8 protein-coding genes are annotated in these 16,448 nt (G+C 71.1%); 6 read left to right on the top strand and 2 right to left on the bottom strand.

Features of this window, described 5'->3' with window-relative positions; genetic code table 11:
- Nucleotides 1-274 precede the first annotated feature (274 nt).
- A complete protein-coding gene (locus Cs7R123_RS30855; protein ID WP_212831691.1) occupies nucleotides 275-2,305 on the bottom strand; it encodes a hypothetical protein in 2,031 nt (676 codons plus the stop codon).
- Between the two features lie 423 nt (nucleotides 2,306-2,728).
- Nucleotides 2,729-3,259, bottom strand: a complete 531-nt coding sequence (locus Cs7R123_RS30850) for a hypothetical protein (RefSeq protein WP_212831689.1) — start codon at nucleotides 3,257-3,259, stop codon at nucleotides 2,729-2,731.
- A gap of 199 nt (nucleotides 3,260-3,458) precedes the next feature.
- Between Cs7R123_RS30850 and Cs7R123_RS30845 the strand changes: the two genes are divergently transcribed.
- The 6 genes from Cs7R123_RS30845 to Cs7R123_RS40885 all read left to right on the top strand — a co-directional run bounded on the left by Cs7R123_RS30845 (nucleotide 3,459) and on the right by Cs7R123_RS40885 (nucleotide 16,371).
- Nucleotides 3,459-3,992 carry a DUF402 domain-containing protein gene (locus tag Cs7R123_RS30845; protein WP_212831688.1) on the top strand — a complete coding sequence of 178 codons (534 nt, stop codon included), beginning with the start codon at nucleotides 3,459-3,461 and terminating at the stop codon, nucleotides 3,990-3,992.
- A 133-nt stretch (nucleotides 3,993-4,125) separates the two neighbouring features.
- Nucleotides 4,126-5,463: a C39 family peptidase gene (locus Cs7R123_RS30840; protein ID WP_212831687.1), complete on the top strand. Its 1,338-nt coding sequence runs from the start codon at nucleotides 4,126-4,128 to the stop codon at nucleotides 5,461-5,463.
- Between the two features lie 188 nt (nucleotides 5,464-5,651).
- Complete coding sequence (locus tag Cs7R123_RS30835) at nucleotides 5,652-7,679, top strand: carboxypeptidase-like regulatory domain-containing protein (protein WP_212831686.1); 2,028 nt, start codon at nucleotides 5,652-5,654, stop codon at nucleotides 7,677-7,679.
- Nucleotides 7,680-7,828: 149 nt separating this feature from the next.
- A complete protein-coding gene (locus Cs7R123_RS30830) occupies nucleotides 7,829-10,624 on the top strand; it encodes a BTAD domain-containing putative transcriptional regulator (RefSeq protein WP_212831685.1) in 2,796 nt (931 codons plus the stop codon).
- 126 nt (nucleotides 10,625-10,750) lie between these two features.
- Nucleotides 10,751-13,846, top strand: a complete 3,096-nt coding sequence (locus Cs7R123_RS30825; protein ID WP_212831683.1) for a hypothetical protein — start codon at nucleotides 10,751-10,753, stop codon at nucleotides 13,844-13,846.
- 128 nt (nucleotides 13,847-13,974) lie between these two features.
- Entirely contained in the window at nucleotides 13,975-16,371 is a 2,397-nt protein-coding gene (locus Cs7R123_RS40885; protein WP_212831681.1) for a glycosyl hydrolase, read from the top strand.
- Nucleotides 16,372-16,448: the final 77 nt, after the last annotated feature.

The raw sequence follows: 16,448 nt of genomic DNA, 5'->3' as shown, positions 1-16,448 counted from the left end.
GCGGGATCACGTGCGTCACTGTCACGCACCTGCCGCCGCAGCCCTCGTGGCAGGGGTGTCCATCTCCGCGCTGTCGAGGACTGCGTCGGCGAAAGTGCCCACGTCGGCGAGGCGGCCAGCGTGGCCCCTCCTGTCATGGAAGCCAGCTCGACGCACAGCCGAATGATGCCAACGGCACGGGAAATAGCCGGGGCGGTGGTCCGGACCGGATGGTATCGGCGCAGATAGCGGGCGTACGTCCTAGCGGTCTTCGTGACCGCTTGGTGATGGGTGTCTACGTGTGGTGTATGCGTTGGCTGGGTTCGGCAACGTATGTCTCACCTAGCAGATCTTGAAGTGCGGCATGGCGAAATTGGTAGCTCGCTCCAGCCTGACGTAGTACGTGCCTGGCTAGGGCGGTCTCCAGCAAGGACATGAACCGAATACGGTGTCCGCGTAGCCTCCAGACCACATCGGCCTTCAACATTTCCAGGGCTGGTCCGGCCGCGCTCATGGCTGCGGTCATGAGCCCGAACCCGAGCCCGCTCGCGAGCCCGATCGCGAGCCCGACCGCGAGCCCGAACGCGAGCCCGAACGCGAGCCCGAACGTGAGCCCGAACGTGAGCCCGGCCGTGAGCCCGACCACGACAGTCCTCTGACGATCAGAGCGATAGGTCTTCATCGGGCTGGCTGCCTGCGCTGTTTCCAGCGGATCGCGCCAAGATTCCTGAAGTGCGATCATCGCGGCCGTGAGCCCGACCGTGAGCCCGACCGTGAGCCCGACCGTGAGCCCGACCGCGAGCCCGACCGCGGGCCCGGCCGCGAGCCCGAACGTGAGCCCGGCCACGAGCCCGAACATGAGCCAGGCCATGACAGCGCGAATAAATGGTCTGCGGCCTGGCCATTTCATGGCGAAGCTATGAGGCTTGAGCTCGTCCGCCAGCCCGAACGTGATCCCGGCCGCGAGCCCGAGCGTGAGCCCGACCATGAGCCCGAGCCTGAGCCCGACCGCGAGTCCGCTGGCGAGTCCGTCCACGAGCCCGACCGTTAGTCCCGCCGCAAACCCGCCTACAAGGTGTCGTTGTCGATTGGGTACCCAGGCGGGGATGTCCCACCAGCGTAGGTCGCGGTTGGTGCCCATGTGATGGGCGATCCAGCCCAGCCATCGGTTGGCGTATTCGTACTCTGCTCGGTCGGGGTAAGCAAGGTGGAGCGAGCGGACTAGCAGATGCCGTAGTAGCGCGTCGGGTGTGGGGTAGGCGTGCGTGTCGAGCATGGCGGTGGGGTCGGCTTGGCTGTAGGTGTCGCGGGCCAGGCTCAGGGCCAGTGGTGTGGTCAGGGTGTGAGCGGCCACGCTATGCGGGTGGGTGAGCAGATCGTCGGTCAGCCGTTCCCAGGCGCGGCGCCGTGGGCCGAGCTGGTCGGCCAGGAGGAAGTCGCGGGCGTGTCTGGTCGTGACGGGCAGGATGTCGATGACGTCGGCCTGGTAGAGGCGGCCCTGGTTGACGGCGGCCTGATATTCGTCGGGGCGGCTGGTGAGCATCAGGGCCAGCCCGGTCGCGTCGCGGTCGATCGCCTCCAGCGCCCGGCCTTGCAGTGTGGGGGCCATCTCGTCCAGCCCGTCGAGGAACAACGAGACCCGCCCCGTGCGGATGAGTTCCCCTGCCGCATCCACCCCGCCGTCCTCGGTGGCGCCCAGAGCGGGGTAGTCACGTTGCAGGACGGTAGCGGCCCAGTCCCGCAATGCTGTGGTGTCGGGATCCCAGCCGCCGAGGGTCAGCCAAATCGGCACGGGCTGCGCCGAGCCGGTGGTCCGGTGGTCCAGGACGTCGATGAGCAGCAGCAGCATCGCGGTGGTCTTGCCGCTGCCTGGACCGCCGAGCACCACCACCCGCGCCGGGCCACTGGCGCGCTCGTAGAGCTGCTCGCGCAGGTGCGTCACTGCCCCCTCGGTCAGCAGTGCCGACTGCGGGCCGACCCAGGCGGCGACATCGTCACCGGCTCGCCGCCAGCGGACCGTCACCGGCGACGGCGTGGTGATCAGCCGGGCCTTGGCCTGATCCCGCCAATACCGCAGGGTCTCGATCGCTAGGTACTCCACTGCCGCGTCCGCTCTCTCGGCACGCATCGTGAGCGTCTCTGCTCGCCGCCTGTCTGGCCACAACGCCGCGACAGTGAAGATAAGCGCCACGGCGCCAGCCGCGCCCCCGACCACGTTCGCCTTGTTGACTGCCGAGGTCTGGGCTTCCGGGCCGAGAAATATCCATGTCAGCCCGACCGTGCATGCCAGGAGCACCGAGGCGATCACGAGCCGCTTGAGATTCACGGGACTGATTGTGTCAACCGCTCCGGCCGGCCCGGAATCCGCCGCTATGGCAGGGGGAGTGTCGGACAAGGTGAAGTACCCTCGACCCGACTTGCGCCTTCCGAACGGATGAACTCACCACGACGCTGTGAGACCTGGCCGAGGTAACCATCCGCCTGTAGGCAGCAAGATCCGGGCAATGCGCGGGTGTCTGATGCGCCTGCGGCGCATCCTCGCTGGTTGAAGAGTAAGAGCTGGTTGGTCTTGAAAACCGCTGACGGTCGTCGAGTTCGCGGGCGAGGATGCCGTCATTCGCTGTCACCGCCTTTCATCGGCGGACGGTGACAGGCCTTCGGAGCATCTCGGATGAAGGCGCCGACGACACGGGCGATGGGCGGGTCGTGCTCTCCGGATCGGGCACGAGGGCGCTTGCTTGCCACCGTGTCACCGCGACCAGGGTTGCCTTTCAGCCATGACGGTGGCGTTGTCGGACCCACTGGGCGAGTACAGGTCGCTGGGTAGGAGCTTCTGGTCCGCCGCGTCCAGTTTCGAGGTCTTGGGCGGAGAATTGCCGAGGAGCCGCCCGGGGGCTGCGATGATGCCTTCCTTGCCGTTGATGTTGAGGATGCCGGAGGCGATCGCGAGGATCCCCGCGTCGAGGTCCTGGATGTCCGCGAACGACTTGGTGATGCCGTATTTCCGCAGGATGCCCTCGGCGATCGCGACAAGCTCGCTGAGCCCTGGGCCGACCGGCCCCCCGTTCGCGACGGCGATGTCCTCGTCGGCATCCCCGGTCAGGAGGTCGCAGAGAACGTCGAGCCCGATCTCCTCCTCGGGATCCTCGGCGGGGAGGTCGCAGAGAAGATCCGACACGATCTCCTCCCGAGGCCCGGGATCGGCGGCCTGCGCGGGCGTCGCCAGGAACAAGGGCATGGCCGCGAGGGCGACGGCTCCGAGCACGGCGTGTGGCTTCATACGGTGATCAACGATCCGGCAGACCGCGGGACACATCCCGCCGGCGGCTACCCGGGACCTGGCCGAGCAGTTTCGGGGAAACTGCTGGAATCGTGTCCAAGATTCGTGCAGTTTCCCCGAAACTGCGCTGGACCAGGGCGGGCCGAGGGACGTGGTAAATGGGTCGCGGATGCATATAACGGACCTATAGCGTCGCGGCATGACGAGTGAGCGGGTACGCGTGGTCTACACCAAGTTCGACGGGAGCCTGCACTGGCACCAGACGATGACGCGGCTCGGCGAGGACGAGCACGGTGTCTGGCTCGGCGCGGGGCCGGGGCTGATCGCCCGCAAGGGGCACGACGGTCCGGACGTCGTGATCAAGCAGGCCCACGTGCTGCTGTTCCCGCGTACGGCCTGGTGGACGGCGGTGTTCAACGGCCGCCCGTCCGACGTCGAGATCTACTGCGACATCACCGGCCCGATCACCTGGCCCAGCGAGTCCGAGGTGACCATGGTCGACCTCGACCTCGACGTGGCCCGCCTGCGCAACGACGGCCGGGTCGAGTTGTGGGACGAGGACGAGTTCGCCGAGCACCAGGTCCGCTACGCCTACCCGCCGGACGTGATCCGGCAGGCGGCGGAGGCGGCGGCCTGGCTCCAGCAGGCGATCTCCAGCGGTGCGGAGCCGTTCGCCACCACCTACCGGACCTGGCTGTCGCTGGTGGACGAGGCGGTCGAGCCGGTGTCCTGAGCGGCTCGTTGGTCACCGGAAGCAGGCCGCCGCGCGTACAAGAAAATTTTCTGCCTGTTCGCATCTAGCGAAACTTGGTTTCAGTCGCGATAGTGGCGGGTGAATGTCCACCCCCGACCATCGCGGAGCAGCCATGAGCAGATCACGCCTGCGCGCAGCGGCCGTCGCAAGCCTCACCGCGTTCAGCCTCGCCGCCTCGGGCCTGGCGGCGCTGCCAGCCGTCGCCGACACCCCCACGCACGACGAGCAGATCACCTTCCAGGACTGGTCCGGGCTCGCCGACTGGCGCTCCGGCACCGGCAAGGGCACCCTCGCGCTGCCGGGTCAGCACACCGGCATCACGATGCTGATCCCCGAGGGCCGCACCGATTTCACCGACCCGCACACCGGCACCACCAGGACCTGGGACTACTCCACCTGGACGGGGCCGGTCACCCAGATCGGCTTCGACGCCACGGAGCTGATCGCCTCGTGGAACGCGCAGACCCCGGCCGGCACCTGGATCCAGGTCGAGATGCAGGGCACCTACAACACCGGCGGCCAGACCCCGTGGTACGTCATGGGCCGCTGGGCCTCCGGTGACGCCGACATCCGCCGCAGCTCCCTCGACGGCCAGGGCGACCCGTACTCCAGCATCTGGACCGACACCTTCTCCATCGACGACGCCTCGCGCGGGGTGCTGCTGCACGCGTACCAGCTGCGGCTGACCCTGTACCGGGCGCCGGGGCAGTGGCAGTCGCCGCGGGTGTGGATGCTCGGCGCGATGACCTCCAACGTGCCGGACCGCTTCACCGTCACCCCGAGCGCCGGGCACATCGCCTGGGGCACCGAGCTGGCCGTGCCGCGCTTCTCCCAGAACATCCACACCGGCCAGTACCCGGAGTACGACGGCGGCGGGGAGGCCTGGTGCTCGCCGACCTCGACCGAGATGGTGGTCGAGTACTGGGGCCGCGGCCCGTCCGCCGAGGACGTCAGCTGGGTCGACCCGTCCTATGCCGACCCGAGCGTCGACCACGCCGCCCGCATGGTCTACGACTACGAGTACGACGGCGGCGGCAACTGGCCGTTCAACACCGCGTACGCGGCGTCGTACCTGGGCCTGGACGCCCGGGTCACCCGGCTGCACTCCCTGGACGAGGCCGAGCGGTTCATCGCGGCGGGCATCCCGATCGTGACCAGCCAGTCGTTCCTGTCCTCGGAGCTCGACGGCGCCAACTACGGCACCTCCGGGCACCTGTTCGTCATCGTCGGCTTCACCGCCGAGGGTGACGTGATCATCAATGACCCGGCGTCGTCCAGCGACGACGTGGTCCGCAACGTGTACAAGCGCAGCCAGTTCGAGCAGATCTGGCTGCGGACCAAGCGCCACCGCGCCAGCGGGTCCGTGGCCAGCGGCACCGGCGGCATCGCGTACCTGATCAAGCCGTGGTGGAAGCCGTGGCCGCAGGTCGCCGGTTCCACCAACTGGTGATTCCACCGTCCAGGGCGGCCGCGTCGGCCGCCCTGGACGGCACCTGAACGGGGGAGCGGAGCCGTCGCGATAATCCGATGACGAACTGTCAGAGCCGGTGTGCAGAATGACTGCGCCGCAGTTCGATCACGGGGCGGCTTCATCACCGCGACAAGCGGCAACGCGTCGCGAATCCCCTCAAGGATGACATGTTCACAACGACCAGACGCCGTGCGGGCATCATCGCGCTCACGGCCACCCTCGGCGTGCTCGGCCTGACCGCGCCCGCCCGAGCCGACGGCTACGGCACCATGGCCGGCACGCTCACCGACGCGGGCCAGCCCGTCGCCGGTGCGACCATCACCGCGTTCGGTGACGGTTCCGGCGAGACCACCACCGACGAGACCGGCCACTACCAGCTCGTCGATCTCCCGGCGGGGACCTACCGGGTGCAGATCGAGGCGCCCGGCCATCCGCGCCAGTACGCCCACCAGCAGCTGTCCTCCGACACCGCGACCGAGTTCACGGTGCCCGCGGGCGGTCAGGTGACCGTCGACGACGAGCTGCTGCCGACGGGCGTCATCACCGGCACGCTGACCGAGCAGGGCGGTGCTCCCGCCGCGTCGGTCCCCGTCACGGCGCAGAACGAGGTCGGCCTCGGCGCCTCGACCACCACCGCGGCCGACGGCACGTTCACGATGCGCGTGCTGCTCGACAGCTACCAGGTCATGTTCGAGCCCGTTCCGCAGGGGCGGCAGTGGGCGCCCGGCACCGCCGACGAGCGCAACGCGGCGAAGTACTCCGTCGCGGCTGGACAGACCGTGGTCGTGAACGACACCGTGCTGCCGACGGGCCGCGTCGCCGGGCGGTTCACCGACCGCGACGGCACCGGCATCGCCGACGTACAGGTGCAGATCTACCAGAGCTGGGGATCCAACTTCACCGCCACGACCGACGGCAACGGCGAGTTCGCCATCGACCGCGTCTTCACCGGGACGTACCAGGTCCGGTTCGACAACTACGAGCGCAACTTCTTCCAGTTCTACCACGGCAAGATCGAGGACAGGGACGCCGACCCGATCACCGTTACCGCAGGGCAGACCACCACCGTCAACGACACGCTGCTGCCGACCGGCTCGGTGCACTTCACCGTGACCGACGCGCTCACCGGCGCGCCCATCGCCGGCTTCGACGCCGGGGCGGGGTCCGCCTCGGTCACCGGCACCGGCGGTTCGGCCACGATTGACGGTGTGACCGTGGGCGACCAGCGGGTCTACGCCTTCGCCGAAGGCTACCTGGCCTCCGAGGGACTTCGGGTCACGGTCACCGAGGGTGCTGTCGCCGAGGTCGCCATCGCGCTCGCTCCCGCCGCGAAGATCACTGCCACGGTCGTCGACGCCCGCACGGGCGCGCCGGTCGAGGACTTCTGTGTGCAGGCGACCAAGCAGGACGAGAACATGTTCCTCGACGGCTGTGTCCGGCCCGACAGCGACGGACACGTGGTCCTCGACTACCTGAAGGTAGGCAGCTACCAGCTGTTTGCCTACGGCAGCCCGTACAACGGCAGCGAGCACTCGCCGTACGGCGCACAGTGGGTCACCACGAACGGCGGCACCGGCAATCAGTCGCTGGCGGCGTGGGTCACGGTGACGGCGGGGCAGACCACCGCGGGGCCGGTCATCAAGCTGGACCGCCGGGGCACCATCACCGGCATGATCAAGGGTGTCGGCGGCACGACCGTCAAGCACGCTGCCGTGATCTTCGGCAATTTCCACTACCACAGCGGCGCCGGAGGGATCTCCCTCCCGGCGAACGCCGACGGCACCTACACCGTCGACTTCCTCGGGCCTTACCACTGGCCGCTGCGCTTCGTCGCCGACGGCTACCCGACCCAGTGGAGCGGCAACGCGCCCACCCGGCCGTCCGCCACGAAGATCAAGGTTAACGCCGGGCAGTCCGTCACGTACGACATCCAGCTCGTGCGGGGTGCGACGATCACGGTGAGCGGGCCGGGTCGCAGGACGTACGTGTTCTACAACGCCAGCAACGGCGAGACTGTCGGGTCCTGCAACATCCTCGATACGCAGACCTGCCAGCTGCCGGTGATGGGCCCGCAGAACGCGCGCATCAAGATCTGGAGCGACACCGACTTCTGGTACGGCGGCACCGACATCACCAACGCCACCGTGGTGAAGATCCCGGCGACCGGCACCAAGACGGTCACCATCACCCAGTGACGCAGTGCCGGGGCGGGCGGGACCGCTCGCCCCGGCACCACCGTCGGCATCGGAGCCTGTGGCAGACGACACGGGCGGTCAGTCGGCATGCGGACGTAACCCCCTAATGAGCTGGAAGAGAGCGTTCCCCAGCCCCTAGGTTCGCCGTCGTGTCCGTGCGCATCAACATCCTCGGCGCCATGTCCGCCACCGTCGACGGCGCCGAGATCCCCCTCGGCGGCCCCCGGCAACGGGCGGTCCTGGCCAGCCTGATCCTGGCCAGACCCCGTGCCGTCTCGGCCGCCCGCATCGTCGAGGACGTGTGGGACGGCCACGCCACCCCGTCCCCGACCACCCTGCACGCGTACGTCGCCGAGCTGCGCCGGGTGCTGGAGCCGGGCCGGGCCGCCCGCACCACAGCCCGGCTGCTGGTCACCGAGGGCACCGGCTACGCCCTGCGGCTGCCCGCCGACTCCGTCGACGCCGACCGCTTCACCCGGCTCACCACGCACGGCGCGGAGCTGCTGCGCCACGGCGACCCCGCCGCGGCCCACGAGGCGCTGACCGAGGCGCTGGCGCTGTGGCGCGGCCCCGCCTTCGCCGACCTGGACGACTGCGACTTCGTCGCGACCGCCGTCCGCCGCCTGGAACTGCTGCGCCAGACCGCCGAGCTGGACCTGCTGGAAGCCGGCCTGGCCCTGGGCCGCCACGGCGAGCTGGCCCCCGAACTGGCCGCGCTGGCCGAGCAGCATCCGCTGACCGAGCGCGCCTGGCACCTGCTCGCCCTCGCCCTGTACCGCAGCGGCCGCCAGGCCGACGCCCTGGACGCGATCCGGCAGGCGACGTCGCTGCTGGCCGACCTGGGCCTGGACACCGGCGCCGCGCTGCGCGAACTCGACCTGGCGATCCTGCGCCAGGACCCGGCCCTGGACCTGCCCGGCACCGCCGCGGCCACCCGCAACCTGCCGTGCGCGCTGTCGGACCTGGTCGGCCGCCGCGAGCAGCTGCACGTCCTGGCCGCGCAACTGGACCGCGCGCGGCTGGTGACCGTCACCGGGGCGGCGGGCATCGGCAAGACCCGGCTGGCCCTGCACGCGGCCGGGCAGCGCGCCGACGGCGACGGCCCGTGGCTGGTGGAGCTGGCCGGGCTGGCCCAGCCGGACCTGGTCGTCGCAGAGATCGCCACCGTGCTCGGCGTGGCCGGGGCCGCCGACGCCGCCCGGCTGGCCGCCGTGCTCGGCACCCGCCGCGTGCTGCTGGTGCTGGACAACTGCGAGCACCTCGTCGAGGCCGTACGTGACGTCGTGGCCACCCTGCTGCGCCGCTGCCCGCACCTGCGCGTGCTCACCACCAGCCGCGAGTCGCTGGGCCTGGCCGGGGAGGTCGTCGTCGAGATCGGGCCGATGGCCGGCGGCGAGGCCGCGGACCTGTTCGTCGCCCGTGCCCAGGCGGTGCTGCCCGGCTGGGCGCCGACCCCGGCCGAGCTGGCCCGCGTCGGTGAGATCTGCCGCGAGATCGACGGTGTGCCGCTGGCGATCGAGCTGGCCGCGGCCCAGTGCCGGGTGCTGTCGCTGGACCAGATCGCCGGTGATCTCGGCGGGCGCCCCGACCCTGCCGCCGACCGGCGTCCCGCCCGCCACCGCGACCTGGCTCAGGCCATCACCTGGAGCTACGACCTGCTCGGTGCGCCGGAGCAGCGGCTGTTCGGGCGGCTGTCGGTGTTCGCGGGCGGGTTCGACCTGGACGCCGCGGCGGCGATCGCCGGGCAGCGGCCGACCGTGCTGCTGCCGGACCTGTCGGCCCTGGTACGCAAGTCCCTGCTGGCCACCGAGCCGGGCACCGCCCCGCGCCGCTACCGGCTGCTGACCCCGCTGCGCGCGTTCGCCGGGCAGACCGTGTCCGAACCGGACGCGCGGCTGCTGCGGCGCCGCCACCGGGGCTGGGTGCTGGCCTGGGCCGAGTCGGCCGAGGCGGGCCTGCGTGGCCCCGAGGCGAACACGCTGCTGGCGCGGCTCGACCGGGACCAGCCGGAGACCCGGGCGGCGCTGTCGTCGGCGCTGCTGGACGGCGACGGCGAGACCGCGCTGCGCCTGGGCGGGGCCCTGGCCTGGTTCTGGTACCGGCGCGGCCACATCACCGAGGGCCTGGGCTGGCTGCGCGCCGCCCTGGACCTGGCCGCCGACGCCCCGCCCCGGGTACGCGGCCGCGCCTGGCTGGGCGTGGCGGGCCTGACCTACCTCACCGGCGACCCCGCCGCCGCGCTGGCGGCCGCGACGGCGGCGGCCGAGGCCGCCCGGACCGTCCGGGACCGGGTCTGCGAGGCGCACGCCGTGGTCTATCAGGCGCACTTCCAGGCCATGCTGGGCCGGGCGGCCGACGGCGCGCGGCAGGCTGAGGCGGGCCTCGGGCTGGCCGAACGCACCGGCCTGCCGTGGCTGCGGGCCGAGGCGATGATGGTGCTCGGCATGCTGCGCCGCCTGACCGGGCCGTCCGAACAGGCCCGTGCCGAACTCGACGCTGCCGTGCTCGCCGCCCAGCGGTGCGGGCACGTGTGGGCGGCCGGTTCCGCGGCCTGGGGCGCGATGAAGTGCGCCCGCGACGCCGGCGACCCCGACCGCGCGCTGCGTACGGCGGCCGAGCTGCTCGGACCCCTCGACGCGGCCGCCGACGTCACCTCGTGGCTGGTGCTGGCGCACACCACGGCGGCGGCGCTGGCGCAGGCCGGGCGGGGCGAGGACGCCGCGGTGCTGCTGGGCGCGGTCGCGGCCCACGGCGCCCGCACCGGGTTCGACCCGGCGGTGATGGACCCCATCGACGGCCCGCGCGAGCAGGCCGCCGTGCACGCCGCGCTGGCACCGGCCGACCTGGCGCGGTGCCTGGCGCGCGGTGCCGGGCTGAGCCGGGCCGAGGTGAGCGCCCTGATCGTGCGCGGCAGCCAGGCCGGCACCCCGGCCCTGGTGGGCTGAGCAGGGCGGATCCTCCCGGCCGGGCGTTCCAAGCCGTTCCGAAGTGGCGCCCGGCAGCGTATGGGTCAGGCGGCCCGCTCTTCCCCGTGGTGCGGGCCGCCCCTTCCCGACGAGAGAGGAACGACAGTGAAGCTCCACTGGCGCGGTCTCGGGCTCACCCGCCCGAAACGGACCCGCCTGTCCCGATCGCTGGCCACCGTGACGACCGTCGCGGTGACGGCGGTCCTCGCCCTCGGCCACGCGGCGCAGGCCGGCGATCCGGTCAGCGTCGACGGCCAGGACCTGCGCGACAAGCTCTTCGTCGCCTCGGTGCGCCTGCACTCGCAGGGCAACCAGGGTCTGAAGGACCTGGTGCTGAGCACCGAGATGTACGGCTACCGCCAGCTGCACCCGGCGTACACGCTCGACCAGATGCGCGATCACACCGCCGTGATGAGCCAGTGGTACGACAGCAAGCTGACCGGCAGCGACGCCAACCGGCAGGCCTACGAGCTGCTGCCGCACATGCTCAACATGATCGCCCTGCACCCCGACGCCGCGATCGCCGCCCCGGTCATGAAGGAGCTGCTCGACACGGTCGTCAGCCCCGACGCCAAGGCGTACGGCGAGCGGCTGGACCAGGTCGCCACCGCCCAGTTCGAGTACGACCAGTTCCAGCGCCTCTACCCGGTGCAGGACATGATCTGGCGCCGCATCACCGCCCTGGCCCAGCAGGACCAGCAGTTCTCGGCCGCGTGGGACGGCAGCTTCGGCGCCCGGCTGGGCGTGCTGTCGACGGCGTCCATCGACCAGCTCGCCGCCGACCCGATGATCTCGGTGTACCTCAACGTCGACGCGATCCTCGACCACCAGCAGAACACCGAGCAGTACCTGGCCGAGGCCAAGGCGCAGCTGCTCACCGCGATGCAGCGGCTGGAGGAGCAGAACACCGTCATGGTGTCGACGGTGGGCCAGCTCAACGCGGCGTACCCGGCGACCGGCATCGGGCCGCGCCCGACCGAGGCGGTCTTCGCCCAGCAGCGCGACGCCGCCGCCGCGCGGCAGAAGATCATCGACGGTGCGGGCAGCGCGGTCGAGGTGCTGGCCAAGCTGATCGGCTACGTCGACCCCAAGTCGGGCCGGATCGCGGCCGGGCTGGGCCGGGCCGCGGTGCAGATCGCCACGTCGATCAACAAGTACATCCCGTCGATCGCGGGGCTGAGCCTGGGCCAGGCGCTCACCTCGATGAGCACCGTGGCGCTGACCGGCAACATCATCGGTGCGATCGGCGCGCTGCTGCCGGTCTTCGCCGAGCAGACGACGCCCGAGCAGATGATCATGGATCAGATCCACCAGCTCCGGCAGGAGGTCGGCGCGCTCGCCAGCACCATGCAGAGCCGCTTCGACCGGGTCGAGCACGCCCTGACCGTCGTCTACACCGACATGCTGGACAAGTTCGACCAGGTCATCGACCTGCAGAACGCGACCCTGGCCCAGCTCGCCGAGCTGGAGCGCGGGCTCTACCAGCTGAACACCACGGTGGACAACTGGGGCGTGCAGATCATGCAGTCGCTTCAGCAGGGCCAGCTCAACGCGGTCAAGGAACGCATCAACTGGGGCATCGGCCACCGGCAGACCTACGGCGAGCCGATCCAGAGCTACGGCGACTACCAGACGGTGGAGAACCCGCTGCACCTGATGGCCACCGACACCGCGTTCAACCCGCCCTTCGCCGGGCCGGACGCCTCCACGTACGCCACGCAGAACCCGATGACGGTGCTCCAGACCTACCGGGCCAAGGGGTCGGTGGACTACCTCGACTGGTATGCCCGCCAGTACTTCGGCTGGCAGGCGCCGCAGGTCAACCAGCCTGCCGACGTGGTGCCGTGGATCGTCGCGGCCCGCGCCTACGCCCGCCTGGTGGCCGAGAACCCGGCCTACGCCAGGCAGGTCAGCCAGGCGCGCACCGGCGGCATCCTCGGCGCGGGTCAGGGCATCATCAACTCCACCACCCAGTTCAGCAAGCCGCTGTCGACCCCGGACGCCAACGGCAGGCGCACCAACGCGCTGTTCACCGGCCTGTCGGCCGAGTACCGCGCCGCGCTGCAGAACTTCTCGGGCCAGCTCGCGGCCGTCCGCGGCACCAACCCGGGCGGCAAGACGTACAACATGTTCGGCAGCGGCGACCAGTACACCGCCGCGACCCTGCCGGACCCGGCGAAGATGAGCGATCCCGCGAAGGTGCCGCCGTGCACCGGCACCGGGCCGTCGCTGACCCGCCCGTCCACGGTCACCCTCAACGGCACCCCGGCCAGCCTGCTGTTCGCGCAGTACGCCCACCCGGACGCGCCCACGGTCAAACTGTGCTACTCCGGCGGCCTGGCCAACGTGGAGGCCTACGACGACGTCAAGTGGCACCACGAGTACGCCGACCTCCAGGTCACCATCCGGGTCTGGGTCCGCTGGGCGGGCCAGGAGTACGACTACCGCAGCTGGACCATGACCTGGTCCCTCGGCGAGGTCTGCCGGCAGTACCTGTCCGGCGCCCCCGGCGGCTTCTGCCGCAACTCCGCGTACTACCTGAACCTGTGGGACGCCAACTACCTCGCCGGCTTCACCGCCGGGGCGCTGGACCAGACGAACCCGACCCTGGGTGGCATGGCCCGCGACCGGATGAACGAGTACCTGTCCGGACGGCAGAAGGCGTATTACGACCGCGTGCTGGGCGCCCTGGGCGACTCCAACAGCGCGCTGTTCGCGGCGAACGCCAGGGTGAGCCGGGCGGTGCGCCTGATCCAGGCGTACACCCAGCTCGGCTTCGCCAAGGCCCTGATCAACGACGACGTGCTGGCGGTGATCACCACCGGACTGGAGCGGCTGCCGACCGACCTCGACGGCGTCCAGTTCATCACCAGCTCGTTCGCCAAGGCCCAGTCCGACTACGCGGGCTGCAACCCGGTCGTCGCGGGCGGGGCCTGCGCTCCCGGCACGGGCACCTTCAACCCGCTCGCGGGCCAGCCCTACCTTCCGGTGAACTGCAATCCGGGCAACCCGGCCGGTGCGTCCGGTGATCCGGTCGGCGACTGCGTGCTGTCCATCGGCAACGTGCGCGACGCCGTGTACGACCAGCGCATCGAGCAGCACTCCCAGGAGCTCGCCGCCGGGACCTACACCGAGGGCCTGCCGGACGTGCTGGCGATCCTGGAGGAGCTGACGCTGGCCGACACGGTGGTCCGCCGCTGACGGCGGCCGCCTGAGCGACGTGCGGCGGGACCGGCGACCCCGGCCCGCCGCACGGGCGTCTCCGCCTCTGGTGGGCAGCGCGGCACGCTGCTCTACTCATACACATGAATACAAACATCATTCGATTCATGAGCGCGGTGCTGCTGGCGCTGGCCGCCACCGCGGTCGCCGCCAGCAGCCCGCACGAGCCGACCGACGTGACCGTCGGCTGCACCGCCGAGAAGCTGGAGGCGGCGGCGGAGGCTGAGGAGGCCCGCGAAGCCGAACGGGAGGCGCGCGGCGAGCCGGAGCGCGAGGAGGCCGAGGAACACGAGGCCGAGGAGGGCTGCGGCGCGGGCGAGGAGGAGGAAGAGGAGGGCGAGGAGGGCCCGGCCGGATCCGACGGCTGGTTCGCGCTCCAGCGGCTGTACCCCCGCACCTCGCTCGACCTGACCGCCCTGGACCAGGTCGCCCGCGACCAGGCGGTCAAGCTGGCCGCCGAGCGCCCCCCGAGCCTGGCCGCCGCGGCCTGGACCGCGCTCGGCCCGTCCAACATCGGCGGCCGCATCACCGACCTGGCCGTCGACCCCCTGCACGCCGACACGCTGTTCGCCGCGGCCGCCACCGGCGGCGTCTGGAAGAGCAGTGACGCCGGGGGGACCTTCAGCCCCGCCTGGAGCTCCGCCAACCCGCCCGCCGTCGGCGCCCTGGCCATGACCACCACCGGTGTCCTGTACGCGGGCACCGGCGAGGCCAACCCCGGTGGCGGCAGCGTCACCTTCGCCGGCACCGGCGTCTACCGCAGCGCCGACGGCGGCGCCACCTGGACCCTGTCCGGCCTGCCCGGATCGGCCCGGATCGGCCGTCTCGCCGCCGACCCGACCAACGCCAACCGCGTCTTCGCCGCCGCCACCGGCAACCTGTTCGTCCCCGGCGGCACCCGCGGCCTCTACCGCACCACCGACGGCGGCACCAGCTGGCAGCTCGTGCTCGCGGGCGCCAACAGCACCACCGGCGCCGTCGACGTCGCCATCGACCCGGCCAACCCCAACCGGGTGTACGCCGCCATGTGGGACAACTCCCGCCAGCCCGGCGTACGGATCTACGGCGGCACCGGCTCCGGCATCTACCGCAGCACCGACGGCGGCGCGACCTGGACCCGCCTGTCCGGCGGCCTGCCCGCCGCGAGCAGCAACCTCGGCCGCATGAGCATCGCGCTGGCCCCCAACACCCCGACCAGGCTCTACGCCATGGCCGTCGACACCTCCGGCGACTTCACCGGCTTCTGGACCTCCACCAACGGCGGCGACAGCTGGACCACGATCACCAACACGTCGTACCTGTCGTCGTCGCAGTCCACCTACGGCTGGTGGTTCGGCCGGATCTGGGTCGACCCCGCCAACGCCCAGCACGTCTTCGTCCCCGGCGTGCCGATGCTGGAGACTCTCGACGCGGGCGCCACCTGGCGGCGCAACTCCTCCACCTTCCACGGCGACCAGCACGCGATGGCCTGGGACCCGGCCAGCTCCGGGCGCGTCTACCTCGGCAACGACGGCGGCGTCTACCGCTCGCAGGCGAACGGCTCGCTGACCGGCGCCTGGACCAAGGGCACCTACCAGCCGTTCAACCAGTTCTACTCGGTCGCGGTGTCGCGGCAGGACACCACGCGGGTGCTGGGTGGCGCCCAGGACAACGGGTCGCTGCGCAACTGGGGCGCCACCGGGTGGAACTCCATCAACGGCGGCGACGGCACCACCAACCTGATCGACCCGACCAACCAGAACAAGGTCTACACCTGCTCGCAGTACGGCGTGTGCAGCAGGTCGACCACCGGCGGCGGCGGCCTGAGCAGCTTCGGGGCCACCACCTCCGACCGGCGGGGCTGGCTCACGCCGGTCGTGTTCGACCCGAGTAACCCGGCGATCATGTACTACGGCGGGAACCGGCTGAACCGCTCCACCAACAGCGCCGTCTCCTTCACCGTGATCAGCCCGGACCTCAGCCGGGGCGTCGGCGGCACCGACGGCTACCCGTTCGGCACCATCACCACCGTCGCGGTGGCCAGGACCAGCGCCGCCACCATCTACGCCGGCACCGACGACGGCCGGATGTGGATCACCCGCAACACCGGCTCCACCTGGACCGAGATCACGGCGGGCCTGCCCACCCGGTGGATCACCCACGTCGCCGTCGACCCCGGCAACGCCGACCTGGCGTACGTCACCGTCTCCGGCTACCGCAACGGCGAGGCGGCCGCGCACGTGTTCCGCACCGCCAACGGCGGCGCCACCTGGACCGACATCTCCGGCAACCTGCCCGACGCCCCCGTCAACACCGTCGTCCTCGACCCGCTGACCCCGTCGAAGCTGTACGTCGGCACCGACGTCGGCGTCTTCGCCACCACCACCGGCGGCACCACCTGGACCCCCGTCGGCACCGGCCTGCCGTCGACCCCGATCCTCGACCTCGACGCCGTCGCCTCCGGCGGCACCACCCTGCTCACCGCCGCCACCTTCGGCCTCGGCATGTACCGCACCACCGCCTGACCAGTGCGAAGGAAGGGCACCTTCTGAGCGCATCGCGTATAGAAGGTGCCCTTTTTAACCCACCGACCCGGGGCGCG

It is taken from the genome of Catellatospora sp. TT07R-123 (assembly GCF_018327705.1).
Classification (GTDB): Bacteria; Actinomycetota; Actinomycetes; order Mycobacteriales; family Micromonosporaceae; genus Catellatospora.
This window is presented reverse-complemented; position numbering and strand designations above follow the sequence as displayed.